This window comes from Streptomyces sp. NPDC107575 (genome assembly GCF_055657265.1).
The window spans coordinates 100772-124797 of sequence record NZ_JBVKBG010000001.1 but is presented as its reverse complement, the minus strand read 5'-3'; the positions used below and the strand labels follow the sequence as shown (position 1 = coordinate 124797).

27 protein-coding genes and 3 pseudogenes are annotated in these 24026 nt (G+C 71.2%); 11 read left to right on the top strand and 19 right to left on the bottom strand.

What is annotated here, in order from left to right:
- The first annotated feature begins 28 nt into the window (after positions 1-28).
- On the top strand, positions 29-1276 hold the full coding sequence (locus tag ACZ7L4_RS00620) for a cytochrome P450 (protein WP_472098442.1): 1248 nt from the start codon (positions 29-31) through the stop codon (positions 1274-1276).
- Entirely contained in the window at positions 1273-2028 is a 756-nt protein-coding gene (locus tag ACZ7L4_RS00615) for an enoyl-CoA hydratase/isomerase family protein (RefSeq protein WP_472098440.1), read from the top strand. Before ACZ7L4_RS00620 ends, ACZ7L4_RS00615 begins: the two co-directional genes overlap by 4 nt.
- Positions 2029-2134: 106 nt before the next feature.
- Here ACZ7L4_RS00615 and ACZ7L4_RS00610 read toward each other — a convergent pair whose 3' ends face one another.
- From ACZ7L4_RS00610 to ACZ7L4_RS00570, 9 genes are all read right to left on the bottom strand, one after another.
- Positions 2135-2914, bottom strand: coding sequence for an SDR family NAD(P)-dependent oxidoreductase (locus ACZ7L4_RS00610; RefSeq protein WP_472098438.1), 780 nt, complete (start codon positions 2912-2914; stop codon positions 2135-2137).
- Complete coding sequence (locus ACZ7L4_RS00605; RefSeq protein ID WP_472098436.1) at positions 2911-3273, bottom strand: hypothetical protein; 363 nt, start codon at positions 3271-3273, stop codon at positions 2911-2913. Before ACZ7L4_RS00605 ends, ACZ7L4_RS00610 begins: the two co-directional genes overlap by 4 nt.
- A 47-nt stretch (positions 3274-3320) precedes the next feature.
- Positions 3321-4466, bottom strand: a complete 1146-nt coding sequence (locus tag ACZ7L4_RS00600; protein WP_472098435.1) for an acyl-CoA dehydrogenase family protein — start codon at positions 4464-4466, stop codon at positions 3321-3323.
- 125 nt (positions 4467-4591) lie between these two features.
- Complete coding sequence (locus ACZ7L4_RS00595) at positions 4592-6094, bottom strand: PAS domain-containing sensor histidine kinase (protein WP_472098433.1); 1503 nt, start codon at positions 6092-6094, stop codon at positions 4592-4594.
- Between the two features lie 5 nt (positions 6095-6099).
- On the bottom strand, positions 6100-6732 hold the full coding sequence (locus tag ACZ7L4_RS00590; protein WP_472098432.1) for a response regulator transcription factor: 633 nt from the start codon (positions 6730-6732) through the stop codon (positions 6100-6102).
- A gap of 181 nt (positions 6733-6913) precedes the next feature.
- Complete coding sequence (locus ACZ7L4_RS00585; RefSeq protein ID WP_472098431.1) at positions 6914-7492, bottom strand: nuclear transport factor 2 family protein; 579 nt, start codon at positions 7490-7492, stop codon at positions 6914-6916.
- A complete protein-coding gene (locus ACZ7L4_RS00580) occupies positions 7489-8754 on the bottom strand; it encodes an amidase (protein WP_472098429.1) in 1266 nt (421 codons plus the stop codon). Before ACZ7L4_RS00580 ends, ACZ7L4_RS00585 begins: the two co-directional genes overlap by 4 nt.
- Positions 8751-9002 carry a hypothetical protein gene (locus ACZ7L4_RS00575; RefSeq protein WP_450810450.1) on the bottom strand — a complete coding sequence of 84 codons (252 nt, stop codon included), beginning with the start codon at positions 9000-9002 and terminating at the stop codon, positions 8751-8753. The genes ACZ7L4_RS00580 and ACZ7L4_RS00575 overlap by 4 nt, the downstream gene beginning before the upstream one ends.
- A 38-nt stretch (positions 9003-9040) precedes the next feature.
- Positions 9041-9580 (bottom strand): flavin reductase, encoded by a 540-nt coding sequence (locus ACZ7L4_RS00570; RefSeq protein ID WP_450810449.1) that lies wholly within the window; start codon positions 9578-9580, stop codon positions 9041-9043.
- 151 nt (positions 9581-9731) lie between these two features.
- Here ACZ7L4_RS00570 and ACZ7L4_RS00565 point away from each other — a divergent pair, with 151 nt between their 5' ends.
- The 8 genes and pseudogenes from ACZ7L4_RS00565 (at position 9732) to catA (ending at position 15480) form a co-directional block, all read left to right on the top strand.
- Positions 9732-11030, top strand: a complete 1299-nt coding sequence (locus ACZ7L4_RS00565) for an aromatic ring-hydroxylating oxygenase subunit alpha (RefSeq protein WP_472098427.1) — start codon at positions 9732-9734, stop codon at positions 11028-11030.
- A complete protein-coding gene (locus tag ACZ7L4_RS00560; protein ID WP_472098425.1) occupies positions 11023-11541 on the top strand; it encodes an aromatic-ring-hydroxylating dioxygenase subunit beta in 519 nt (172 codons plus the stop codon). The genes ACZ7L4_RS00565 and ACZ7L4_RS00560 overlap by 8 nt, the downstream gene beginning before the upstream one ends.
- A gap of 23 nt (positions 11542-11564) precedes the next feature.
- On the top strand, positions 11565-12491 hold the full coding sequence (locus tag ACZ7L4_RS00555; protein ID WP_472098424.1) for a PDR/VanB family oxidoreductase: 927 nt from the start codon (positions 11565-11567) through the stop codon (positions 12489-12491).
- Positions 12492-12514: 23 nt separating this feature from the next.
- A complete protein-coding gene (locus ACZ7L4_RS00550; protein ID WP_472098423.1) occupies positions 12515-13876 on the top strand; it encodes an MFS transporter in 1362 nt (453 codons plus the stop codon).
- Positions 13873-14229, top strand: a complete 357-nt coding sequence (locus tag ACZ7L4_RS00545) for a hypothetical protein (protein WP_472098422.1) — start codon at positions 13873-13875, stop codon at positions 14227-14229. Before ACZ7L4_RS00550 ends, ACZ7L4_RS00545 begins: the two co-directional genes overlap by 4 nt.
- Positions 14190-14375, top strand: a pseudogene (locus ACZ7L4_RS00540) (enolase C-terminal domain-like protein); the annotation flags it as partial. The gene ACZ7L4_RS00545 and the pseudogene ACZ7L4_RS00540, both read left to right, overlap by 40 nt.
- Before the next feature lie 88 nt (positions 14376-14463).
- Positions 14464-14589 carry a hypothetical protein gene (locus ACZ7L4_RS00535; protein WP_472100414.1) on the top strand — a complete coding sequence of 42 codons (126 nt, stop codon included), beginning with the start codon at positions 14464-14466 and terminating at the stop codon, positions 14587-14589.
- Between the two features lie 42 nt (positions 14590-14631).
- Entirely contained in the window at positions 14632-15480 is an 849-nt protein-coding gene (gene catA / locus ACZ7L4_RS00530; protein WP_472098421.1) for a catechol 1,2-dioxygenase, read from the top strand.
- A 96-nt stretch (positions 15481-15576) separates the two neighbouring features.
- On the opposite strand, the gene ACZ7L4_RS00525 is transcribed toward catA, so the two are convergent.
- The 7 genes from ACZ7L4_RS00525 to ACZ7L4_RS00495 form a co-directional block, all read right to left on the bottom strand.
- Positions 15577-16956 (bottom strand): C1 family peptidase, encoded by a 1380-nt coding sequence (locus ACZ7L4_RS00525; protein WP_472098420.1) that lies wholly within the window; start codon positions 16954-16956, stop codon positions 15577-15579.
- 137 nt (positions 16957-17093) lie between these two features.
- Positions 17094-17480, bottom strand: coding sequence for a VOC family protein (locus tag ACZ7L4_RS00520; RefSeq protein ID WP_472098419.1), 387 nt, complete (start codon positions 17478-17480; stop codon positions 17094-17096).
- A gap of 73 nt (positions 17481-17553) precedes the next feature.
- Positions 17554-18852: an aminotransferase class V-fold PLP-dependent enzyme gene (locus tag ACZ7L4_RS00515; protein WP_472098418.1), complete on the bottom strand. Its 1299-nt coding sequence runs from the start codon at positions 18850-18852 to the stop codon at positions 17554-17556.
- A gap of 51 nt (positions 18853-18903) precedes the next feature.
- Positions 18904-19671, bottom strand: a complete 768-nt coding sequence (locus ACZ7L4_RS00510) for an amino acid ABC transporter ATP-binding protein (protein WP_472098417.1) — start codon at positions 19669-19671, stop codon at positions 18904-18906.
- A complete protein-coding gene (locus ACZ7L4_RS00505; RefSeq protein WP_472098416.1) occupies positions 19668-20582 on the bottom strand; it encodes an amino acid ABC transporter permease in 915 nt (304 codons plus the stop codon). The genes ACZ7L4_RS00510 and ACZ7L4_RS00505 overlap by 4 nt, the downstream gene beginning before the upstream one ends.
- Entirely contained in the window at positions 20579-20896 is a 318-nt protein-coding gene (locus ACZ7L4_RS00500; RefSeq protein ID WP_472098415.1) for a type 2 periplasmic-binding domain-containing protein, read from the bottom strand. The genes ACZ7L4_RS00505 and ACZ7L4_RS00500 overlap by 4 nt, the downstream gene beginning before the upstream one ends.
- 33 nt (positions 20897-20929) lie before the next feature.
- Complete coding sequence (locus ACZ7L4_RS00495; RefSeq protein ID WP_472098413.1) at positions 20930-21451, bottom strand: transporter substrate-binding domain-containing protein; 522 nt, start codon at positions 21449-21451, stop codon at positions 20930-20932.
- A 161-nt stretch (positions 21452-21612) separates the two neighbouring features.
- On the opposite strand from ACZ7L4_RS00495, the gene ACZ7L4_RS00490 reads away from it, so the two are divergent.
- The gene (locus tag ACZ7L4_RS00490) at positions 21613-22260 is read left to right on the top strand and encodes a TetR/AcrR family transcriptional regulator (protein WP_472098412.1); all 648 of its coding nucleotides are present in this window, start codon (positions 21613-21615) and stop codon (positions 22258-22260) included.
- A 12-nt stretch (positions 22261-22272) separates the two neighbouring features.
- On the opposite strand, the pseudogene ACZ7L4_RS00485 reads toward ACZ7L4_RS00490, so the two are convergent.
- From ACZ7L4_RS00485 to ACZ7L4_RS00475, 3 genes and pseudogenes are all read right to left on the bottom strand, one after another.
- A pseudogene (locus tag ACZ7L4_RS00485) lies at positions 22273-22929 on the bottom strand (phosphotransferase); the annotation flags it as partial.
- A gap of 174 nt (positions 22930-23103) precedes the next feature.
- Positions 23104-23325 (bottom strand): annotated as a pseudogene (locus ACZ7L4_RS00480) (phosphotransferase); the annotation flags it as partial.
- A gap of 57 nt (positions 23326-23382) precedes the next feature.
- Positions 23383-23961, bottom strand: a complete 579-nt coding sequence (locus ACZ7L4_RS00475) for a DUF5655 domain-containing protein (RefSeq protein WP_472098411.1) — start codon at positions 23959-23961, stop codon at positions 23383-23385.
- Between the last annotated feature and the right edge of the window lie 65 nt (positions 23962-24026).

Sequence of the window (24026 nt, the reverse complement as noted above, 5' to 3'; positions counted from 1 at the left end):
TGACGACTGATGCTCGGGAAGGAGCACAGTGGGAATCGCCTTACTGCCACAGGATCTTCGCCGCGCCACCGCCAAAGTCTTCTCGCGCCTGCGCACCCCGCAGGGGCAGGCGGACCCGTTCCCCTTCTACGCGGAACTCGCCGCCCCAGGACCGGTCAGCCCCGCACCCTGGGGTGGCCACCTCATCACCGGGTACGCCGAGTGCGACCAGGTCCTGCGCGACCGCAACTGGCTCGAACCCGACCGGTCCTGGCGTGCGAAGCAAGGCCTGGGCACCCGCTGGACGGCACCCTCCGCGCAGGAGATGAGCCACACCCTGCCCACTCTCAACGGGCCCGAGCACAACCGAATACGCCGGGCGGCCGACGGCTTCGACCGCACCGCCGTCAGCCGCCTCGCCCCCGTGATCGCATCGGCCACGGACCGTCTCCTGGACGCATTTCACGAGCAACTCCGCCACGGAGAGGCCAACTTCGTTCCCCTGGTCGGCGAGGAACTCCCCATCGCCACCGTCGGCCACTGGCTCGGCCTGCCGCGCGCCGACTGGCCCCGGCTGCGCGAGCTCACCCACGACCAGGTGTTCACGCAGGAGCTCTTGCCCACGGCCAGCCAGCTCGCCCGCTCGGACGCCGCCACCGTGGAGCTGCGGGCGTACTTCACCGACCTCGTGCGGGCTCGCCGCGCCCGCCCGGGCGACGACCCGGTCTCGCAGTGGATCCGCACCTGGGACGCCCTCGAAGCCGACCGTGACCAGGCCGACCACCAGGTGTACCACCTGGCCCGCTTCGTCCTGCTGGCCGCGCTGGAGACCACCGCCACCCTGCTGTCGCAAGCGGTCCTGCGCCTCGTCGAACACCCCGTGCACTGGAACGCGCTCACCGCCGACCCCGAGCTGGCCCAGGGCGCCGTGGAGGAGAGCCTGCGCTACGACCCGCCCACCCATGTGATCAGCCGCGTCGCCGCCCACGACACCGTCCTGGCCGACCAGGGCATCCGCGAGGGCGAGATGGCCCACCTCCTGATCGGCGCGGCCCACCACGACCCGCACCGGCACCGGCACCCCGCCGCCTACGACCCGCGGCGCACCCCCGGCCATCTCGCCTTCAGCGGCGGCGCCCATTACTGCCTGGGCGCCCCCATGGCCCGCCTCGAAGCACAGACCCTCATCAGTCACCTCACCCGGCGCCTCCCCCGCCTCACCCTCGTACGCCCACCCACCTGGGCGCCCCGCGTCGCCTTCCGCCGCCTCCTGAATCTGGACCTCGCCCTCACATGACCGACCACCCCCGGCCCTCCGACCCTTACAAGACCCTCCGCATCGACCAGGACGGCCCCGTCCTGAACGCCCGGCTCCACGCCGGCCGCCCGGACGCCGTGCTCGACGTCGCCGCCATCGACGACCTCCTCAAACTGCTCGACAGCCTCACCGAACGCACCGACGTCAAGGTCCTGGTCCTGTCCTCGCTGTCCGCGGACTTCTGCCTCGGCGCCGACCGCACCGAGTTCGCCGAGGCACGCAAGGCCGACCCGTCCGGCGCGGCCCTGCGTCGCATCGTCGACAAGGGCTACCGGCTGTGCCAGGCGCTGGAGACCACCGATGCCATCACCATCGCGCGCCTCAATGGCCGGGTTACGGGCGCCGGCCTCGCGCTCATTTCCTACTGCGACCTTCGGGTCGGCGCCGACACCAGCCGCTACCGCATGCCCGAAGGCGTCCTCGGGCTCCCACCGGCCTGGGGCGGCGCCACTGGCCGCCTCATCACCGAGGTCGGGGTCTCCCGCATCCGCGAACTGATGCTCACCTGCCGGGAGTTCGATGCCACAACCGCGCACCGGATCGACCTCCTGCACGAATCCGTGCCCGAAGAAGACCTCGACCGCACGGTCACCGCCTGGACGCGCCTGCTCGGCCGCCGCTCACACGAGTCCATGATCGCCGCGAAACGCATGCTGACCGGCTACGCCCGCGCCGACCGTACCGCCGACCTGGGCCCACTCGACGCCAATCTCCTCACCGCACACCTCTAGCTCAGGACTAGGGCCTGTCGTTTGGATCAGGCCGGGCTCGCGGGGCCCCTCGACCGCACCAGCACCGGCCGCCGCCCGGGCACGGGTCGACCGCTCCCGGCCGTGGTCACCGCATGAACAGCCCCCCATTGGCGTCCCAGCACGCGCCGGTCACCGCGTCGGCGTGTTCGGCGGAGAGCAGGACGACCATGTCGGCGATGAACTGCGGGCGGCCGAGGCGGCCCACCGGGATCGATGCCTCCACCTGCGCCAGCTTCTCCGGGTCGACCGTGCGGCGCACGACGGGGAGGTCCTGCGGGCCCGGCGACACCGCGTTGACGGTGACGCCGCGCGGGCCGAGGTCGCGGGCGAAGACCTTGGTGAGCGTCGCGACGCCGCCCTTGGACGCCGCGTAGTGCGCGCCGGTCGCCGTGCCGCCGTTCTGGCCCGCGAGCGAGCCGAGGTTGACGATGCGTCCGTAGCCGCGCTCGGCGAAGTACGAGCCGAAGACCTGGCAGCCGAAGAAGGTGCCGTGCAGGTTGGTCTCCACCACGGCGGCGAAGCTCTCCGGGGTGATGTCCATGAGCGACTCGACCTTGGAGTGCCCGGCGTTGTTCACGAGGACGTGCACCGCGCCCCACCGTTCGACGAGCCGGTCGCGGGCGCGGGCGAAGGCCTCCTTGTCGCGGACGTCGAGGGCGAGGCCGACGGCGTTCTCGCCCGTGGGGTCGAGTTCGGCCGCGGCCTTGGCGGCGGCCTCCTCGTCCAGGTCGGTCAGGGCGACCCGGTACCCGTGGTCGTAGAAGCGCGCGGCGATGCAGCCGCCGAGGCCGCCGGCCGCGCCGGTGACCAGGACCACGCGGTGCGTGTCGTCCTCCCAGCGCTCCCCCGTGCCCTGCGGGCTCACTTCGTCACGTCCGGGAGCGGACGCCCGACGCGGGCCTCGATCTTCATGTATCGCCACAGGCCGTGCTCGCCGACCTGCACGGTGCGGAACAGGTTGCAGGCAGCGGCGACGGTCGGCTGGTCCACGACGTCGGCGAGGACATAGCTCGTCCAGGGCCAGGAGCCGGAGGGGCCGACCATGTGCTGGTCGTCGTCGATGGTGCCGATGACGTCGACGCCCTCCAGTGCGTGCAGCTGGCGCAGCATGCTGGTGAAGCCGTCCCAGACCGCCTTGCCCTGCCCGGTCGGCAGGTCGAAGAAGTTCTGGTTGACACCGATGCAGAACAGCACGCGCAGGGGTGCCTGGGGGGAAGCGGACATGGTGATGTCACCTTTCGTGAACGGGGTCGGAGAAGACGGAACCGGTTTCAGAGATACCCGGGGAACGGGTCGACGCCCATGAGCACCGCCCCCGCCCCGTCGTACAGGCCCTCCTGCAGGAACGCGTGCTGCGGCACCACGGAGGCGTCCCGCAGGTAGCGCTGCATCGGGCTGCCGTCGGCGATGGCCCGGATGCCGGCGAGCTGGTAGGCGATGCGGGCGACGTCGAAGGAGTCGTGCGCGAGGGTCGTCGAGGCCAGGCGCAGCAGGCTGGCCTGGTGGGAGCCGGCCGGGTCGCCGCTCAGCACGGTCTCCCACACCTCTTCGGTGATCTCGTAGAAGAAGGCGCGGGCCGAGCGCAGGCGGGCCTCGGCGCGGCCCACAGCGATCCGGTAGGCGGCCCGGTCCGCGGCGACGGGGCCTCCGGTGTAACTGGCGCGCCCGCCCTCCGTGATGACCTGGTCGAGCGCGGCCCGTGCCACGCCGAGGCCGACGACGGCGAGCACCTGCGCCGCGTACGGGACGGCCGGGTAGCGGTAGAGCGGTTCGTCGACGGTCGGCTCGCCGCCGCGCACGAAGGTCCACTCCTCGGGCACGACGACGCCGTCGACGGCGAGGTCGTGGCTGCCGGTGCCGCGCATCCCGATGACGTCCCAGTTCTCGACGATCTCGACGTCCTCGGGGCGCAGCACCGCGGTGCGCGGCCGGCCCGCCCGGTCCTCTCCCACCTTGATGCCGACGCCGAGGACGTCGGCGCCCTTGCAGCCGCTCGCGAACTTCCAGCGGCCCGAGACGCGGTAGCCGCCGTCGACGGGTTCGGCGGGCTGGACCGGGAAGAGGCCGCCGGCGAAGGCGACGTCGGGCCCGTCCGCGTAGAGCCGCTCCTGGGTCTCGAGGGGCAGCGCCGCGAGATAGATCAGGGAGGAGCCGAAGCTCGCGACCCAGCCGGCCGAGCCGTCGACCCGGGATATCCGCTCGATGAGTCGCAGGAATTCGGCCGGCGGCAGCGGTTCGCCGCCGAAACGCCGCGGCGCGCTCGCCCGGTAGAGGCCCGCTTTCTTGAATTCGGCGATCATGTCGCGCGGTACGTGCCGCGCGCTCTCGAATTCCGCCCTGCGCTCGGCCACCAGGTCAAGCACGTGCTCGAAGGCCGCGCCGGTGGCGGTCGAGGGCGGATCCAGCGTCTGTGTCATGAGTAATTCCCTTGCCTGGGCTGCGAGTTGATCGCTCGAACTCGATGCACCCATAACGCTAGGCGGACGGCCGTGCGCCAACAATTGGGAATGGGTGGCGCCGCGTAGGGGATTTCCCTGATCGTTTACGCCGTCGTGCCCCGCAGCGGCAGCCCGAACCGGAAGACGGTGCCGTGCGGGGAGTTCGGGCACGCCTCGATCTCGCCGCCGTGGCGGGTGATGATGCGGTGGCTCAGGGCGAGGCCGATGCCGTGCCCGTTGCCCTTCGAGGTGAACACCCCGTCGAAGATCCGCCCGTCCGACGATGCCGGGAGGCCGCCGCCGGTGTCCCGCACCTCGACCACCGCGCGGTCGCCGTCCCGGCGCGTGGAGACGGTGACCTCGCCCGGCTCGTCGGGCCAACGGGCCATCTCCTCCAGGGCGTTGAAGGCGAGGTTCATGACGACCTGTCCGATGAGCACCTTCTCGCAGCTGACGGGGAGGTCGGCGGCCGTGCGTTCCCAGCGCACGGCGACCTGGTGCGCCCTGGCCCGTACGTCGACGAAGTACGCGCAGTCGGCCACGATGTCGTTCAGGTCGACGGCCCGTTTCGCGTCCTCGAGGCGCACCACGTAGGCGCGCAGGCTGGACAGGATCGTGGTGGCCCGCTCCAGCTGGCGGGCGGCGTGGTCGAGGCCCCAGCGCAGCGGGGCGGGGTCCGGGGTGTCGTCGATGCGGCCGAGGGCGCCGGCGACGAAGTTGTGGGCTGCCGCGATGGGCTGGCTGACCTCGTGGGCGATGGCCATCGCCATGTCGCCCATGGCGTTGTAGCGGGCCAGGTGGTTGAGGTACTGGGCGTCGCGCCGGTGCTCCTCCTCGGTGTGCACCGTGTCGGTGATGTCGTGGAAGAGGAGGAGCAGCCCGCGCAGATCGTTCTCGATGTCGATGTACTGGCAGCGCGCCGCGAACCAGCGGTCGGGGCCGCCGCCCGCCCCGTCGGAGACCGAGAGGCGGTAGCGGGCGTCGGTGGGCCGGCCGCCCCGCGAGGTGTCCTTCAGCACGGCGCGCAGCACGGCGGTGGAGTCCACCGCGAGGAACTCGGTGAAGTCCGTGCCGAGCAGGTCGTCCGGGTCCCGGTCGAGCAGGATGCCCGCCGATTCGCCGGCGAAGACGATCCGGCCGGCGTCGTCGAGCACCACGATGCCCTCGTCGAGGTTGCGCAGGAACGCCTGGAGCCTGGCCTCGGTGCGGGTCAGATCGCGGCGGGTGGCCTTCTCCTCGGCGATGTCGCGGAACTGCACCATGACGACGGGCCCCACCGACAGCTCCACGCGCACGGCGAGCGCCTCGCTGAGGATGTCGGTGCCGGACTTCGACCGGTAGCACCACTCGATGCGGCTGCGGCCTTGGTCGGCGGCGCGCTGCAGCCAGGCGACGCCGATGTGCCGCGCGTACTGCGCCGCGTTGGAGCTCATGTCGGGGGCCTTGAGCGGCTTGAGCTCGTCGAGGGTGAAGCCGAGCGCGGTGCGCGCCGCGGGGTTGGCCCACAGGATGTCCTTGCTGCGGGCGTCGTGCACCAGGACGCAGCCGTCGATGGCCTCGAAGAGACGGGCCAGGTCGGGGCAGGCGAGGTCGGCGGTGGCGGGCATCGGCGTCACACCTCCTCGGGGCGCAGGCCGCAGCGCATCATGTCGCCGATGAGCGCGCCGAGGGTGTCGGCGTCCGTCTTCTCTCGGATCCGCGCCCGGTGCGCGTCGACGGTCTTGAGGCTGATGCCGAGCTGCCGCGCGATCACCTTGCTGGGCACACCCTCGACGACCTGGCGCAGGATCTCGCGTTCGCGGGGGCTGAGGTGCGTGATCCGCTCGCGCAGGGAGAGCTGCTCGGCGCGGCGCGCGTAGCGTTCGCCCGCCACCCGCAGGGCGTTCTGCAGGATGTCGAGCAACCGCTGGGGATCGTAGGGCTTCTCCAGGAAGTCGACGGCCCCCGCCTGCAGCGCGCGCACCGACATGGGGATGTCGCCGTGCGCGGACACGAAGACGATGGGCAGCGCCGCGCCCCGGTCGTTGAGGAGTTCCTGTACGTGGAATCCGCCGATGCCCGGCATGCGGACGTCGAGGACGAGGCAGGCCGGGCGGTCCGGGTCGAAGGCGGCGAGGAAGGCGTCGGCGTCGGTGAACCACTCGGTCTTGATGTGCACGGACTCCAGCAGCCACGCCAGGGAGAGGCACAGCTGCTCGTCGTCGTCGAGCACGTAGACGAGGTCGGCCGCCGGCTCACCTGTCATGATTCCTCGCTTTCGTCAGGTGTACGGGCCTCCGGCCGCAGGCGGCCAGGACCACCTCCCCGGTGAACACGGCGACCACGGTGGCCAGATCCTTTCATCGAGCCGCGTCCTGCGGAAGAACACGATCACGGCCTCGCCCACGGCGGCCGTGCGCAGCCCGGTGCGCGGCCGCGGCCCGGTGTCACGGCCGCATCAGTACGGAGCCCGACGGATAGCTCTCGGCGAAGTTCGCGGGCAGCGGCGCGATGAACACGTTCTCGGTCCGGGTCCGGGTGATGTGCCAGGTGCCGTCGTCCTCGCGGCGGAAGGCGTTGTTGAGGCGGCTGGAGCGCAGCAGCGCGGTGCCGTCGGCGTAGAGCCAGGGCTGCATGTGGATCCACTGGCCGGTGGCGGTGGCGCCGTCGACGTGGATCTGTTCGGACGTCAGGTAGTGGGCGTTGAGGACGAGTTGGGGGTCGTGCCGCTCGCTCCAGAACGCCTCGAAGTGGGCGCGGATGGCGGCGTGCCCCTCGGCGCGGCCGAACTGGCCGTCGTAGTACTCGCCGACGCCCTCCCACACGGCGTCCTCGGCGTACAGCTCCATGATGAGGTCGATGCGGTGCGTGTCGTCGCGCACGCCGAACTCGGGGCACGGGGTGTCGCACAGGAACATGTAGCGGGCCTGGAGGCGCCGGATGTCGGCCTCGGCCTCCAGGGTCTCGATGCGCTCGACGAGAGCGGCGAGCGTACGGGGGTCGGTGTGCGTGTGCGTGTCGGTCATCGGTGGCCGCCTTCCGTGGCGTCGGGCGTCGTGAGCGCGGACTCGATCCAGGCGGCGTGCGCCAGGAGTTGGGCCTCCCCGCGGGCCGGGCCGACGGCCTGGATGCCGAGCGGCAGGCCGTGCGCGTCGCGCAGGCCCGGCACGGTCACCGCCGGGAGGCCGAGGGCCTGCCAGGCGCGGCTGAGCACGGGGTCGCCGGTGGCGTCGAGGCCCTCCGGGGCGGCGCCGAGGGCGGCCGGCCCGACGACGACGTCGTACGTGGCGAACAGTGCGGCGACGCGGGCGCGGGCCTGTTCGACGGTGCTGCGGGCCGCCGCGTAGTCGGTCTCGGAGGTCGCGGCGCCGGTGTGCAGCAAATTCCGTAGCGGCTCGCTCAGTTGGGCGGACAGGTCGAGCTCGGCGGCGCGTTCGCGGGCCGCTTCGTACGCCATCACGACCGGGTGGGCGGCGGTGACCTCCGCGACGAGCTTCTCCTCCGGGAAGGGCTCCACCACGGCGCCCGCCGCGGTCATTCGCGCCCGCGCCGTCTCCACCGCCTCCCGCATCGCGTCGCTCACGTCGGCGAACGGCTCGGCGCCCCACAGCAGGACGCGCGGCGCGGCCGCCTCGCCGGGTGTCTCGCGGGTGAGGGCCTGCCAGGCGACGGCGAGGTCCCGGACCCCGGCGGCGTAGAAACCGTGGCTGTCCAGGCTGGGGCTGAGGCCCACCACGCCGTCCACGGGGAAGCGCCCGTGGGTCATGACCAGGGACGCGACACCGCAGAACGCGGCGGGCCGGGTGACGGAGGCCGCCGTCTGGGAGCCGATCGCGAGCGGTACGTGTCCGGCGGCGACGGCCGCCGCCGAGCCGCTGGACGAGCCGCCCGGGGTGTGTCCCGGCGCGGCCGGGTTGTGGGTGGGGCCGGGCGCGAAGAAGGCGAACTCGGTGGTGACGGTCTTGCCGATGACGTCGACGCCGGTGTCCCGCCAGGCCCGGACGATCGCCGCGTCGGCCGTGGCCGGTGCGCTGTCGGCACGCAGCCGCGAACCGCAGCGGGTGGGGTGCCCGGTCACGTCGATGATGTCCTTGACGCCGAAGGGAACCCCCTTGAGCGGCCCGGTGGTTGGAGCGGGTTCGCGGACCGGCGCGACCCACGCGCGCACCTCGGGCTCCGTCTGCGCGATGCGGGCCTCCGCGCGGGCGCGCGCTGCCGCCGCCGTGGTGCGTCCCGCAGCGAGATCGTCGACCAGCTCCCGCAGGGACCAGGGCTGCCACAGGCTCATGCGTTGTCCTCCCATTGCGCGTCGGCCTCCCAGTAGTCCATCCCCGCCGCGCTGACCGAATGGCGCCACGGGGAGGTGCGCCGCAGCGTCGGCTCGACGCGGGCGGTGACGGCGTCGGCCGCCTCAGGACCGTCGGCGTCGACGGTCCAGTGCACCCAGCCGAGTTCGCGGCCCTCGGCGTCGTGGGTGAACAGGTCGACGTGCCGCCACCCGTAGTCGAACGTGTCGTTGTAGCAGGTCAGCGTCATGCGCCGGCCGTCCGTTTGCAGGCCCCGCATCGCGCCGGTCACGCGGTCAGCGACGTGGGGATCGAGTGGAACTGGCGGCGGAAGTAGACGAGCGCGCCCGACCCGTCCTCGCCGACGAGCACCCGCTCCGCCTCGATGAACATCACGGTGTGCGAGCCGCGTTCGGCGGTGCCGGTGACCCGGCCGACCACCGAGGCGGCGGAGCCCTTGAGCACCGGGACGTCGGCCAGCGTGTGGTCCCATACGTCGCCGCAGGCCGCGAAGCGCTCCTCGGCGGGCACACCGCCCGCGAAGGCCTTGGCGACATCGGCGTGGTCGGGGCCGAGGACGTTGACGCAGACGCGGCCGTTCTCGGTGAACAGGTCGTGGCTGCGGCTGGACTGATTGATGCAGACGAGCATGGTGGGCGGGTCGTCGGTGACGGAGCAGGCCGCGCTCACCGTGATGCCGGCGCGGCCGCGCGGTCCGTCCGTGGTGACGATGTTGACGCCTGCGGAGAGGTTCGCCATCGCGTCACGGAACGAGAGTTGGTTCGGGGTGAGTCGGCCCACCGCTGCCCTGCGAGTCACGGGTGTCATGGCTGTCACGGTAGGACGCGGCGGGCGGCCCGCGATATCGAGAGTTCCTTCGGGGCGCCTCAGGATTTCCCCTATTCCGGGCGAGGCCATTCCCAATTGGCCCGCCCCCGTCACGGTCCTAGCGTCTTGGGCATCGAACGACGGAGGCACGATGACGCTTGAGTTCAGTGCGGACACCGTCCACGACCTCGCCCCGCACGATCTGGTGGGCGAGGACCGCGTGGCGGGGCGCATGTACACCGATCCCCGGCTCTTCGAGCGGGAGATGACCGCGATCTTCGAACGGACCTGGGTGTGGGTCGCCCACGACAGTGAGCTGCCGAAGGCGGGCAGCTTCAAGTCGACGTACGTCGGCCGGCAGCCGGTCATCGTGACGAAGGACCGCAAGGGCAACGTCAACACCCTGCTCAACCGCTGCCGGCACCGCGGCGCGAGCCTGTGCGAGAAGCGGACGGGCCAGGCCAACGGCTTCACCTGTCCCTACCACGCCTGGTCCTACGGCCTCGACGGCAAGCTGCGCGGCATCCCGTACCCCGACGGCTACGAAGGCGTCGTCGAGAAGGGCGAGTTGGGGCTGCGCAAGCTGCGCACCGAGTCCTACGGCGGCATGATCTTCGCGACGTTCGCCGAGGACGTCGAGCCGCTGGAGGACTTCCTCGGTGATGTGAAGCTGTGGATCGACCGGTTCATGAAGCAGGGCGGCGGCTACCCGGTGAAGGTGCTCGGCACCCACCAGTTCCGCTTCCGCGGCAACTGGAAGATTCAGCTGGAGAACACCACCGACGGCTACCACTTCCCGATCGTGCACCGCTCGTGGATGGCGTCCGTGGACGCCGAGACCGCGGACATGATGTCGTTCATGACCGACCCCTCGGCGGTCACCCACGACCTCGGTCACGGGCACAGTGTCATGCAGATGGTGCCCGGCCACGCGGACCTCGACGCCGACGACGGCACGGAACCTCTGCAGCCCCGATTCGACTCCCTGGTCGGCGAGTTGAAGTCCGCGGGCCTCGACGACGCGGCCGTCCGCAAACTGGTGCGGGCCATGCACGGCACCGGGTTCAACCTCAATCTGTTCCCGAACGTGTCGATGTCCAACTCGTTCCTGCGGGTGCTGCGCCCGCTGTCGGCGGACGAGACCCTCATCGAGCACGTGGCCCTCGGCCCCGACGGACCGCCCGAGGTCGTCGACCCGGTCAACCGCGAACGGCTGCGCATCCACGAGCACTTCCAGGGCCCGTTCGGCTTCGGCACCCCCGACGACGCCGAGGGCTGGGACCGCGTCCAGCGCGGCGCCCAGGCCGCGCCCGACATGCCGATCCTCGTCAACCGCGGCCTGTCCCGCGAGACACCGAGCCCCGAGGGCTGGCCGACGGCCCATGTCACCGACGAGACCGGCATGCGCGCCGCGTACGCGCAGTGGAAGGAGATGATGCGCGATGACTGACACCCTGGCGACGCCCGCCGAGGGCCTGCTCGGCCTGTCCGACCCCCGCGTGCTGCGCGCGATCTCCCTCGTCTGGCACGAGGCCGACCTCCTCGACCGCAGCCTCTACGGGGAGTGGCAGCGGCTCTACACCGACGACGCGCACTACGTGATCCCGATCGACCCGGACACCGAGGAGTTCGCGGGCACCCTGAACATGGTGTACGACGACGCCCGGATGCGGCAGATGCGCGTGACCCGGATGACCGAGGGCTACGCCATCGCCGCGGTGGACGCCGCGCGCACCGTGCGGACGGTGTCCCGGTTCGTGCCCGAGGAGGTCAACGACGCGGAGGTGACGCTGCGTTCGGCGCAGGTGCTCGTCGCGTACAAGCGGGGCCGGCACGACCTGTGGGCCGGCGAGGTCACCCACCGGGTCCGGCTCTCCGAGGAGGGCGACCGGATCGCTCTCAAGGTCGTACGGCTCGTGGACAGCGAGGACGCCGTACCCGCGGCCGGGTTCCTGCTGTGAGCGTCGAGGTTAGGGTCCGCGAGGTGACCGAGGAGACGCCCGACATCCGCGCGCTGCGGCTCGTCCGGGCGGACGGGGCGGCCTTCCCCGCGTACCCGGCGGGCGCGCACATCGACGTGAAGGGGCCCACCGGCGTGCTGCGCCAGTACTCGCTGTGCGGCCCGCCGTCCGACCCGTCCTCGCTGCTCATCGCGGTGAAGCGGGAACCGTCCTCGCGCGGCGGCTCGCTGGCCCTGCACGGGGTGCGCGAGGGCGACCGCCTGGAGATCGACGGCCCGCGCAATCTGCTGCGCCTCGCCGAGAACGCCGACCGGCACGTCCTGGTGGCGGGCGGCATCGGCATCACCCCGCTGCTGAGCATGGCGTACGAACTGCACCGCACGGGCGCCGACTTCGAGCTGCACTACTACGCCACCAGCCGCGAACAGGCCGCGTTCGTCGACCTGTTGGAGCGGCGCGTCGAGTTCCCCGACCGGGTGCGGCTGCACTTCGGGACGGCCAGGTCCGAGCGGCCCGCGCTGCTCGCGGCCACCGCGGCGGGGCTCACGGGCGCGTCCCACGTGTACACGTGCGGGCCCGAGGGCTTCATGCGGCAGGTCACCGAGGCCTTCGAGCCGGTGGTCGGCGCGGCACACGTGCACATCGAGCACTTCGAGGCCGCCGAGGTGGACACGAGCGCCGACCGGGCGTTCACCGTCGAGCTGGACACCGGCGAGGTCTTCGAGGTCCCCGCCGACCGGTCGGTCCTCTCCGTCCTGGAGGAGGGCGGCATCGACGTCTTCAAGTCCTGCGAGGAGGGCATCTGCGGCTCCTGCGTCTCCGGCGTCCTCGAAGGCACCCCTGACCACCGCGACAACTGCCTGTCCGCCGCGGACAAGGCGTCCGGCTCACAGATGGCGCTGTGCGTGTCACGGGCCCGGTCGGAGCGGCTCGTCATCGAGCTGTACTGACCGAGCCGTACCGAAGGAGACGCATGACCTCGACCGGAACCACGTCCCGCAAGCCGAGCGTGCTCAGAGTCGGCCTCGCCGCCGGCGTCGGCACCTCGCTGGAGTTCTACGACTTCGCGATCTACGGCACCGCCGCCGCCCTGGTGTTCGGCGAGTTGTTCTTCAAGACGGGCGACGCCTGGTTCGGCACTTTCATGAGCCTGGCGACGTTCGCGATCGGCTTCCTCATGGCGCCGCTGGGCGCCGCGCTGTTCGGTTCCCTTGGCGACCGGCGCGGCCGGAAGGTGGCGCTGCTCGCGGCGTTCGTCACGATGGGCGCGGCCACCTTCGCCATGGGTGTGCTGCCGCCGTACGCCGCCATCGGCATCGCGGCGCCGGTCCTGCTCGTGCTGCTGCGCCTGGTGCACGGCGCGGCGCGCGGCGGGGAGAACGCGGGCGCCGCGGTGTTCGCGATCGAGCACGCGCCGGACCGGCGGCGCGGCCTGTACGGCTCGTTCGTGGCGATCGGCTCGCCGGTCGGCTCGATCCTCGCCAACCTGGCGTTCGCCCTGGTGCTGCTGCTCCCGGAGGACGACGTGGTCGGCTGGGGGTGGCGGATCCCGTTCCTCGTGGGCGGCCTCGTCGTCATCGTCGGCCTGTGGATCCGCAAGGGCGTCGCCGAGAGCCCGGTCTTCCAGGAGATGGCGGACAAGGATGGCGGTCAACTGCCCTCCCACTCCCCCGTGTTGGAGGTGCTGCGCACCAACTGGCGGCGGGTGGCGCTGACCGCCGGCGTGAACATCGGCCTCAACGCCAGCACGTTCGCGCTCGCCACCTTCATGCTCTCCTACGCCACCGCCGCCGCGCCCGAGGGCCTGGGCCTGCCCCGGCAGCCCATCGTCAACGGCAGCCTCATCGGACTGCTGTGCCACGCCCTGCTGAACGTGGGCTCCGCCTGGCTGTCGGACCGGATCGGCCGCAAGCCCGTGATGATCGTGGGGGCGCTGCTCTCCCTGACCTCGGCCCTGACCATGTTCCACGTCACGGGTGCGGGCACGGTCGCCGCCGTCAACACGGCCGTCATCATCGGCTTCTCCGCGACCGGCCTGCTGTTCGGCCCCATGTACACGTACTTCGCCGAGCTCTACCCGCGCGAGCAGCGCCAGTCGGGGCTCGGGGTCGGCTTCCACGTCGGAGCCGTGCTCGGCGGCGGCATCTCCCCGATGGTCGCGAACCGGATCATCTCGGGGACGGGCGACGCCCTCAACGTGGGCTACTACCTGGCGGCACTCCTTCTCCTCACGCTGGCCTGCCTGTTCGCCCTCCCGGAGACGGCACCGGCCCGTACCTCCGAGCGGGAGCGGGCCCCGGCCGCCCCCGAGGCCGTCACTCCAGGAGCACGATGAAGATCACCGCGATAGAGGCGATCCCCTTCGCCGTCCCGTACCGAAAGCCCCTGAAGTTCGCCAGCGGCGAGGTGCACACCGCCGAGCACGTCCTCGTCCGCGTGCACACCGACGACGACCTGACCGGGACGGCGGAGGCTCCGCCGCGACCGTTCACGTACGGCGAGACGCAGGCGCCCGTCGTCGCGGTGCTCGGGAAGATCTTCGAGCCGCAGCCGCTCGGTCTCTCCCCCGTCCGCCGCGAGGCCGTGCACGCCCGCCTGAACCGCACCGTCGGCGATCCGACCGCCAAGGCCTCGATCGACATGGCGCTGTGGGACATCGCCGGTACGGCATCACGACGTTCAAGGTGAAGGTCGGCCGCCGCCCCTTCGGCCTCGACGTCGAGGTGTGCCGGGCGCTGCGCGAGGCGTTCGGCGACGAGGTCGAGCCGTACGTCGACGGCAACCGCGGCTGGACGCCCTCGGAGGCGGCCCGTGCCCTGCGCGCCATGCACGACCTCGACCTGACGCCGGCCGAGGAGCTGCGCCCGGCCGACGACGTGGGCGACCTCGCGGCGGGCGGGCGAACTCTCCAACTTCCTCCACATGACGGACGACCTGCTCGCCGAACCGCTGCGCATCAGCGAGGGAACGCTGCGTGTGCGCGAGGGCGCGGGCCTCGGCATCGAACTCGACGCCGAGAAGCTGGACCGCTACCGCCAGGACCGCTGAATCCCCTGTGCATCCCCTTCCGTATCCCCAAGGAGCCGCATCATGACCACCTCCACCGAACAGGCCACGGCCGCCGCGTCCGGCAACGCCGCCACCGCCGCGTTCGCCCAGAAGTCCCGCTCCGGCGCCGCCAGCAGCACGGAGCGCGTCGACACCCTCGCCACCGAACTCATCACGGCCGTCCATGACATCGTCCGCCGCCACAAGGTCACCTACGCCGAGTACGACGCGCTGAAGGCGTGGCTGATCCAGGTCGGCGAGGACGGCGAGTGGCCGCTGTTCCTCGACGTCTGGATCGAGCACGTCGTCGAGGAGGTCGCGAACGAGTCCCGCGAGGGCTCCAAGGGCACGATCGAGGGCCCCTACTACGTGCCGGACGCGCCCGAGCTGCCGGCCGAGGCCACCCTCCCGATGCGCCCCGACGAGAAGGGCACACCCCTCCTCTTCCAGGGGCAGGTGACCTCGGTCGACGGAACCCCGCTGCCCGGCGCTCGCGTCGAGATGTGGCACGCGGACGACGACGGCTACTACTCCCAGTACGCCCCCGAGCTCCCCGAGTGGAACCTGCGCGGCACGGTCGTCGCCGACGCCGAGGGCCGCTTCGCCATTCACACCATCGAGCCCGCGCCGTACCAGATCCCCACCGACGGCTCCTGCGGCAATCTGATCGCCGCCGCCGGGTGGCACGCGTGGCGCCCCGCCCATCTGCACCTCAAGGTGTCGGCCGCGGACCACCAACTCATCACCACGCAGCTGTATTTCAAGGGCGGCAGCCACATCGAGGACGACATCGCACAGGCCGTGAAGCCGGAGCTGGTGCTCGCCCCGACGGCGGCCGCGAGCGGCACAGGCCGCGAGGTCACCTACGACTTCGTCCTCGACCCCGCCTGACTCCCTGCCCTCCCCTGCCCCCTGACACCGTCGCCGTGCCGATGGACCCGGCCTCACCGGTGCTCCCCTGATCCCCCCGTTCTCCTGACTGTCCGCTCAGTCGGCGAGCGCGCCCATCGGGTCCCAGGCGGGCAGCACGATCGGCGGCTCGTCGAGGGCGGCGGACAGCTCCGGTGGAAGCGCGGACCGGCGGACCGCGACCTCGAAGACATGCTCGCCGAACCACGAGTCGTTCATGGTCCAGAAGCCCTTGTCGGCCTTCTCGTCGCCCCAGCTGTTCTCGACCCGCCAGCGGCGCGGCGCACCGTCGACCACGTCGACGCCGGTGAAGAGCATCGCGTGGGTCATCTGCGTCTCGTGGTGGAGGAGCCGGTCCGCCTTGTCGAGCTCGAACGACGCGTCGTACACGGCCTCGTAGTCGAAGAGTTCGGCGTCCCAGATGCCGAGGTCGGAGCGCATCTGCTGGGCGACGTCGCAGCCGAACCAGACCGGCTCGCCGCCCACCACGGCCTCCATGGTGAGCCGCTTGAGCAGGTCGATGTCCGCGTTGAGGTACACGACGGGCGGGGCCTCGACGATGTTGCCCAGGTGCTCGACGGTGAAGGTGCGGCCCGCGGGGCTGGACTCGCGCGGATCGTGCACGAGACACACGTACTCGTCGAGGGGTATCTGCACATACGCGTCGGCGAACTCGGTGGGTGTCATCCAGCCGTCGCGGTGGAACTCCTGGTCGCTGTCCCGCCACTGCCACAGGAACGTCTGCGGCGGCGTCCCGAGGTGGATGCTGAGCACGCGGTGGACGGCGCCGAGCACCTCCGCCTTGCGGGCACGCTGCACCTCGACGCCCTCGGCCGCCGCGCGGCGCAGATCACGCGCGCCCTGCCGGAGCAGACTCATCAGGGCCCGGTTCATCGGCCCGGTCGCCGACGAGCTCTCGGTCTCCGGCATCGCCGACTTGGGCACGAGGCCGTGCTTGGCGACCAGCGCGACGAACATGTTCCACTGCCCGCCGTCGCTGATCGGATCCCCGAGCAGATGCGCCACGGTACGGTCGTCGACATCCCGGTCCGAGGTGTCGATGACACTCTCCAGGAAGTGGTTGGCGCGCTCGAACTTGTCCCACCACAGCACATAGTTCTGGGAGAACTCGAAGTCCTTCACCCCGAGCTTGCGCGCGGCGCCCACGCGCAGCAGATTGAGCCCGGCGAACATCCAACAGCGGCCGCTGCGCTTCTGGTTGGTGACCTTCCAGTCGTCCAGGTGGTGCGAGACGGAGTGGTCGATCGCCGTGACGATCCGCCGGTCGAGGGCGATGTCGTCCACCGTCGTCTGCGTGACGGCGTTCTGCATCAGCCGGTTCGCGGGCCGGGCGGCGAACTCCTTTTCATATCCCTCGAACTGAGCCGTGGTCAGGCCACGTTCACTGTCGGCGGGAGCGTCGGTGGACCGAGAGGTGTGCGGGTGTCCGAGCGTCACAGTATCCGCTTCCCGTTCTTGAATCGGCCCGTGCTCGCGCGGGGGCCTCGGCAGGTAAAAGGGGTAACGCGCTCTCACCGTCGCACGGCCGTTCTAGCCAGTCAACGGACCCGTCCCGCGATCGTTGGCCCCGGCACTCAGTTCTCGGCGTCCTGCGGATACCACCGCAGTTCGACGGTGTTCCCGTCCGGGTCCTTGACGTACACGGACTGCGCCTGCCCCCGCGCACCCCACCGCGGCACCGGCCCCTCCAGCACCTCGAACTCCCCCGAGTCGACGACCTCCTGCCAGTCGAGGGGGTCGACGACGAGACAGAAGTGATCGACGTTGGACTCGACCCGGGCGGCGGCGAACAGATCGATGACGGTGCTCTCGTCGATCCGCACGGACGGGAACGGCACCTTCCCGGCCCGCCACTCCTCGACCCGCTCGGGCACGAGCCCGAGCCGGCCGGTGTAGAACTCCAACGACTTGTCGACGTCGGCGACATTCAGCACCAGGTGATCGAGAGCCTTGACTCGCATGGGTTGCTTCCCCGTTCCATTCGGTTGCCCGGTCATGGACTGCCTAGCCCATGACCGGACCGACGGCAAGGGGCTACCGCCCGGCGCGTCCCTCCTCCGCGAGTTCCTGCGTCACCCGCAGGAACTGTTCGGCCTCCTCCAGGGTGTGGCAGTGCAGTGGCGAGACCCGCACGACCCCCTCAAGGCCGACGGCGCGCAGGATGCGCGCCGAGTACGGGCTCTCGGCGACACGCTCGTAGACGATCACGCCGCGCTCCTCATAGGCGCGCACGGCCTCGGCGCAGGTCGGTCCGTCGAAGGTGAGGGGCACGATCAGATCGCGGGGCAGGGTGGCGGCGCGGTCCGCGAAGTGGACATGGACACCGGGCAGCCGACGAAGGCCCTGCTGTTGCTCCGTACCGTCCAGGAGCGTGTGCAGGAGGGCCTGTTCGTGGGCGTGAACGGCCCGCATGCCGGCGACGAGCGCGGCGCGCCGGTCGGTGCCGGACTCGGTGCCGCCGACAGCGGCGAGGTAGTCGACGATGGCCGAGAAGCCCGCGTAGACGGCGGGCGCGGAGCTGCCGACGGCCCAGGTGCCGTCGCTCGCGGCGGCCAGCTTGTCGTGCGGGAGGTCAGCGAGACGCGGCGAGAGGTAGGTGAAGGCGTTGCCGCGGTCGCCGAACATCTTGTACGGCGCGATGTTCACGGCGTCGACGCCCCAGGCCCGCGCGTCGACGACGCCGTGCGGGGCGTACTGCACTCCGTCGGTGATCACGTACACGTCGGGGTTCTTGGCCCGCACCGCCGCGACGACGGCCTCGATGTCGGTGACGGCACCGGTGATGTTGGACGTGGCGATGACGGAGACCAGCGAGGTGCCGGCGTCGACGAGTGCGGCGACGGCCCCGGGATCGATGCCGCCGGTCTCCTTGTCGGCCGGTGCGACGCGGAACTCCTGGCCGGTGCGTTCGGCGTGCAGGGCGCAGGCGTCGTAGGACGAGGGATGCTCGATGGCCGTGGTGACGATGTTCGTGCCGGGCACGTGGTCGGTGATGACACGGACGATCGCGAACATGCCCTGCGAGGCCGTAGCGGTGGGCAGCAGAGCGCCCGCCGGGTCGCCGCCGAAGAAGGCGAACAGGTCCGCCTCACCCTGCTGCTGCACACGAGCGAGGTCGCGGGCGACGCGGGTGGGACGGGAGTTGCTGTCCGGCGAGAGGGAGACGTCAAGGGCGCGCTCGGCGGCGGCACGCAGACGCAGCGAGCCGCCCGAGTTCTCGAAGAACAGCCTGCGCGTGCCGTGCACGTCGTGTTCCAGGTGGGCGAACTGCTCGCGGACGAACGTCATGGTCTTGGCGGAGAAGGGACGCGCTTCAGGGGTGGTGCGGGGCACGGGTGGCTCCAAGTGGTCGCGTGTGAGTGCGGGGCGGGGCGTGCGGCGGGGTCAGTTCATGCGGGCGAGGAAGGCACGGGTGCGCTCGGCCCGCGGGTGGTCGATGACCTCACCGGGCGGGCCCTGCTCGATCACCCGGCCGCCGTCCATGAAGATGACCCGGTCGGCGACCTCGCGCGCGAAGCCCATCTCGTGGGTGACCACGATCATGGTCATGCCGTCGCGGGCGAGGTCCTTCATGACCGAGAGGACCTCACCGACCAGTTCGGGGTCGAGGGCCGACGTCGGCTCGTCGAACAGCATCAGCTTCGGGCGCATCGCCAGCGCGCGGGCGATGGCGACGCGCTGCTGCTGGCCGCCGGAGAGGTGGTTGGGGTAGGCGTCGACCTTGTCGGCGAGACCCACCCGGGCGAGCAGTTGGCGGGCGTGGGCGTGAGCGGCCTCGCGGGGCTCCTTGCGCACCAGGAGCGGCCCCTCGACCACGTTCTCGAGGTTGGTGCGGTGCGGGAAGAGGTTGAAGCGCTGGAAGACCATCCCGATGTCGGCGCGCTGGCGGGCGAGTTGCCTGCCGCGCAGCTCCTGCAGCCGGTCGGCCTCGCGCCGGTACCCCATGATCTCGCCGTCGACGCCGACCACGCCCGCGTCCGGCTTCTCCAGCCGGTTGAGGCAGCGCAACAGGGTGCTCTTGCCGGACCCGGACGGGCCGAGCAGACACACCACCTCGCCGCGCTCGACGTCGAAGTCGAGGCCGTCGAGGACGGTGAGCGGGCCGTACGACTTGGTGATCCCGCGGGCCTGCACCATAGCGGTGGCGGTCATGCGGCAGCCTCCTTCGCGTGCTTGCGGTCCTGTCCGCGCGCGTGTCCGTAGCCCTGGTTGAGCCGCTTCTCCAGCACGTGCTGGCCGAGGGTCGCCAGGGAGACGAGCGCCAGGTACCACAGACTCGCGACGATCAGGAGCGGCACGACCTCGTAGTTGGTGGCGTAGATGTGCTGGACGGCGGAGAGCAGGTCGAGCCCGGACACGAACGCGACCAGGGAGGTGGCCTTGAAGAGGTTGACGAACTGGTTCACCGACGGCGGCACGATCACCCGCAGGGCCTGCGGAAGCAGCACGCGCCGCAGCAGCTGACCGCCCGTCATGCCGATGGACTCGGCGGCCTCGATCTGGCCCCGGTCCACGGCGAGGAAACCACCGCGCACGATCTCCGCCATGTAGGCGCCCTCGTGCAGGCCGAAGGCGAGCAGGGCGGCCGTGAACCAGTCGATGGCGTCGTTGGTGTCGATGCCGCCCGCGCCCTGGCCGAAGAACATCGCCGGGCCCAGCTCGGGGAAGACGAGCGCCAGGTTGAACCAGAAGATGAGCTGGACGAGGAGCGGCGTCCCGCGGAAGAACCACACGAACAGCGAGGCCGCCGCGGCCAGCGCCCGGTTGCCGGAGGTCCGCAGCACGGCGACCACGACACCGATGACTACGGCGAGCGCCATGCACACCACGGTGAGCAGCACGGTCCAGCCGATGCCGTGCAGGATGTCGTCGTCGAAGAGGTAGTCGCCGACGACCGGCCAGCCCATGTTGGAGTTGCCCGCGACCGATACGAGGAGCAGGGCGAGCAGCGCGATGACGACCACGCTCGCGGCCCACTGCCAGGGCCGGCGGACCGGGGTGACGGGCAGCGCTGCGGCGGCCTCGATGTCCAGGCCGCTCGACGGGACGGTCGGGGCGCTCATGAGGTGGCCGCGTTCACTCGGGGAGCGTCCATGGCGAGCTGCTCCATGTCCCAGTGCCGCAGGATGCGTTCATAGGTTCCGTTGCGCATGATCTCCTCGAATGCGGCGCCGAGCGCCTTACGAAGGGGTGCGTTGTCCTTGCGTACGGCCGCGCCGTGGAACTGCTCGTAGAAGGGGGCGCCCGCCACCTCGCCCGCTTCGCTGTGCGCGGCGACGTACCGGCCGATGACGTAGTCGATGACGACGGAGTCGGCCCGTCCCGTGCGGACCTGCATCATGGTGGCGGCGGCGTTGTCCATCTCGATGAGCTTCACGCCCGCCCGGCCCGCCTTGCGGCACTTGGTGTCCTACTGGGCGGCGAGTTCGCCGGAGAGGCTGCCGACGGTGGCGGCGGCCGTGGTGCCGCACAGGTCGTCGGCGGTCTTCAGCCGCTTCGGGTTCCCGTTCTGCACGAAGAGGGTCTGGTACGAGGTGGTGTAGTCGACGAAGGTCACGGCCTGTTGCCGTTCCTTGGTGTCGGTGAAGTCGCCCATCGCCACGTCGAGCTTTCCGGACTGCAGGCCGGGCACGAGCGCGGTGAACCCGGCGTCGTAGAACTCGACCTCCACGCCGAGCTCCTGGCCCAGCGCGTCCATCAACTCCTTCTCGAATCCGGTGATCTCGGACCCGTCCCGGTACAGGTACGGGGCGACGTTCGTACTACCGCCGATCTTGAGCTTCCCCGACTGCCGGACATGCTCGGGCAGCAGCCGGTGGAGCGGGTGCGTGTCGGCGGCGTTGCGCGCCACCGGGTCGGCGCCGCAGGCCGCGAGGGCGAGGACGAGCGCGACGGCCGTGAGGGCCGGACGCAGGAGCTTGGCTCTCTTCACACCGATCTCCTCTGCGGTGGACTTGATAACTGCGAGAGCAGTCTCAGTTAGTGACTGAGTTGAAGGCATCCGACCCCGCCCGTCAAGACCCTGAACACGGAAGAGTTGAGACGTTGCGATGAGATACCCTGCTGGAAAGTAAGACTCAGATCTCATGGATCATGGGGTTCGGACGGACTTCGGAGGCCACCCTGAACAGCACCGGCCGGCCGGCGGGGCGCACCCGTGGCCCGCGACAGGACGCCGTCCGCAACCGCAGCAAGCTGCTCGAGGCGGTGGGCGCGATCCTCGAGTCCGAACCCGCTTCGGTCTCGATGCCGCTCGTCGCCCAGCGGGCCGGCCTCTCCACGGCCACGGCCTACCGCTACTTCTCCACCCTCGAAGAGCTGATCTCCGCGTACGTCTACAGCACCATCGTCGAGCTGCGGAACTTCAGCCACGACTGCCCCAGCACGGGCACCACCCTCTTCGAGGCCGTCGCGGCCGAGCGCGTCAGGCTCGTGCGCAGGCACGGCGCGGCCACGGTCCAGGTCCGTTCGCGCCAGGGCTTCCTGGCCCGGCTGCGGGCACAGGACGAAGTGATCACCGCGGTCCGTGACATCTGGGAGCGGCCGATCCGGGCCGTGATGCGCCAACTCGGGGTGGACGACGCGCACTTCGACCATGCACTGTTCCTCTACAACATCATGTTCGACCCCCGCGACATCCTCGACCTCCTCGCCACGGACCTGGACGAGGCCGCGGTGGTGCGCCGGCTGACGCGGGCGTACTACGGGGCACTGCGGGGGTGGGTCGACGGGGAGTCCTGAGGCACGGCCCCCTCAGCCGCACCCCGCCCAGTCCTCCAGCACCGCGTGGACCTGCCGCGTCGTCGCCGCCCCGATCGCCGGGGACTCGTGGGCGTACGCCGTGTACGCGAGGAGTGCGCCGGTCAGGCCCCAGGCGCGGCCGCGGGACCAGGTGTCGGCGTCCGCTCCGAGCGCGGTGCCCAAGGTGTCCCGGCAGGGCGGTGTCATCAGCGAGTAGGCCATCATCAGGTCGGTCGCGGGATCGCCGAACGCCAGGTTGCTGAAGTCGATCACCGCGGCGAGCCGGCCGTCGCGGGTGAGCAGATTGCCGGTGTGGAAGTCGCCGTGCACCCACACGGGCGGCCGGCTCCAGGGCGCGGCACTCAGCGCCGCGTCCCACACCGCGGTCATCGCCTCCGCGTCGAAGGTGTCCGCGGCCCGCGCGATGGCCGCGCGCGTGACACGGTCGCGGTCGGCCAAGGGCTGCGGGGCCGGAACGTGGGTGTCGCCCGGCGCGGGTCGGCGGACGCGACCGAAGTCCCACAACGCGCGGAGGAATGCGGCCAGTTCGGCCGCGACGGCGTTGTCGTCGCCCAGTTTCTCCGCGCTCGCCGGCTCCCCGTCCAGCCAGCGGGAGACCGACCACGGCCAGGGGTAACCGAAGCCGGGTCGACCGCGCGCCTCCGGGACCGGTAGCGCTAGGGCGTGTCGTTTGGATCAGGCCGGATCAGGGAGCGGGGTCTGGTGCGTGCGATCGCAAGGCGGAGGAGGGAGGCGACGCGGAGCGTCGTCGACCGACGACAACGCAGCGAGCGTGCGTGCCAGGCCGCGCGAGCCCGGCCTGATCCAAACGACACGCCCTAGGGGCAGATGCGGGGCGAGCCGGGGCAGCCAGGCGAACTCCGTGTCCAGCCCGCCGAGCGGGCCGGGATGCCGGGGCATCCGCACCGACAGCTCCGTGCCGAGCCGGTGGATGACATGGTCCGAGCCACCCGGTTCGACACGCTGGAGCGGCAGCCCGGCCCACTGCGGGAACTGCGCGTCGACGAGCCTGCGGGTCAGTTCGGTGTCGATGGGCGGACGCATCCCCACACCTTCACGCCTCGCACCGCCCGCCGCACCCCGTTTTTCCCGGGCCACGCGTCACACGTTCGCCTCGTACGCCCTCCGCAGCACCCGCGCGAACTCCTCGTCCACGTCGCCGACTTCGGTCAGCGGGACCCGCAGCCCCATCTCGTCGCCCATCCCCTTCGCCGCGAGCAGTCGGCCCGCCGGTTCCTCCCCCGGCAGCCGCAGCCCCACGTCGACGCGGGTGCGGGTGGTGGGGCGCACCCGGGCGAAGGTGCGGCGCGGTCCGACGAGGGCGACGAACGTCTTGCGTGCCTGGATCGTCACCTGCTCCAGTTCCGCGGCGCGCAGCAGCACCGCGTCGAGCACCGGCCGCAGCCCCGGCCGGTCGGCGTACTGCGCGTCGATCAGGTCGTCCGCGCTCTGCCGCAGAAAGTCCGGGTAGCCGAAGGTCTCGTGCACCAGGAGCATCTGGGCGTACCCGGTCACACCCCGCCCGCCCAGCCACTCGCGCAGCTCCTGCTCGCCGCCGGGCGCCAGCGACCGGATGCGCTCGGTCCAGGCCGTGAGCGGCTCACCGGTGCCGCGCTCCAGCAGCCCGATCTGCCACTCGCGCATGTCCTGCCAGGACCTGATTCTCGGCTTCTCTGCCATGGGGTCACCGTAACCACCGTGCGGGTCGGCGGCAGCAGAGCGGCAGCTGAGCGGCCTCAAATGTA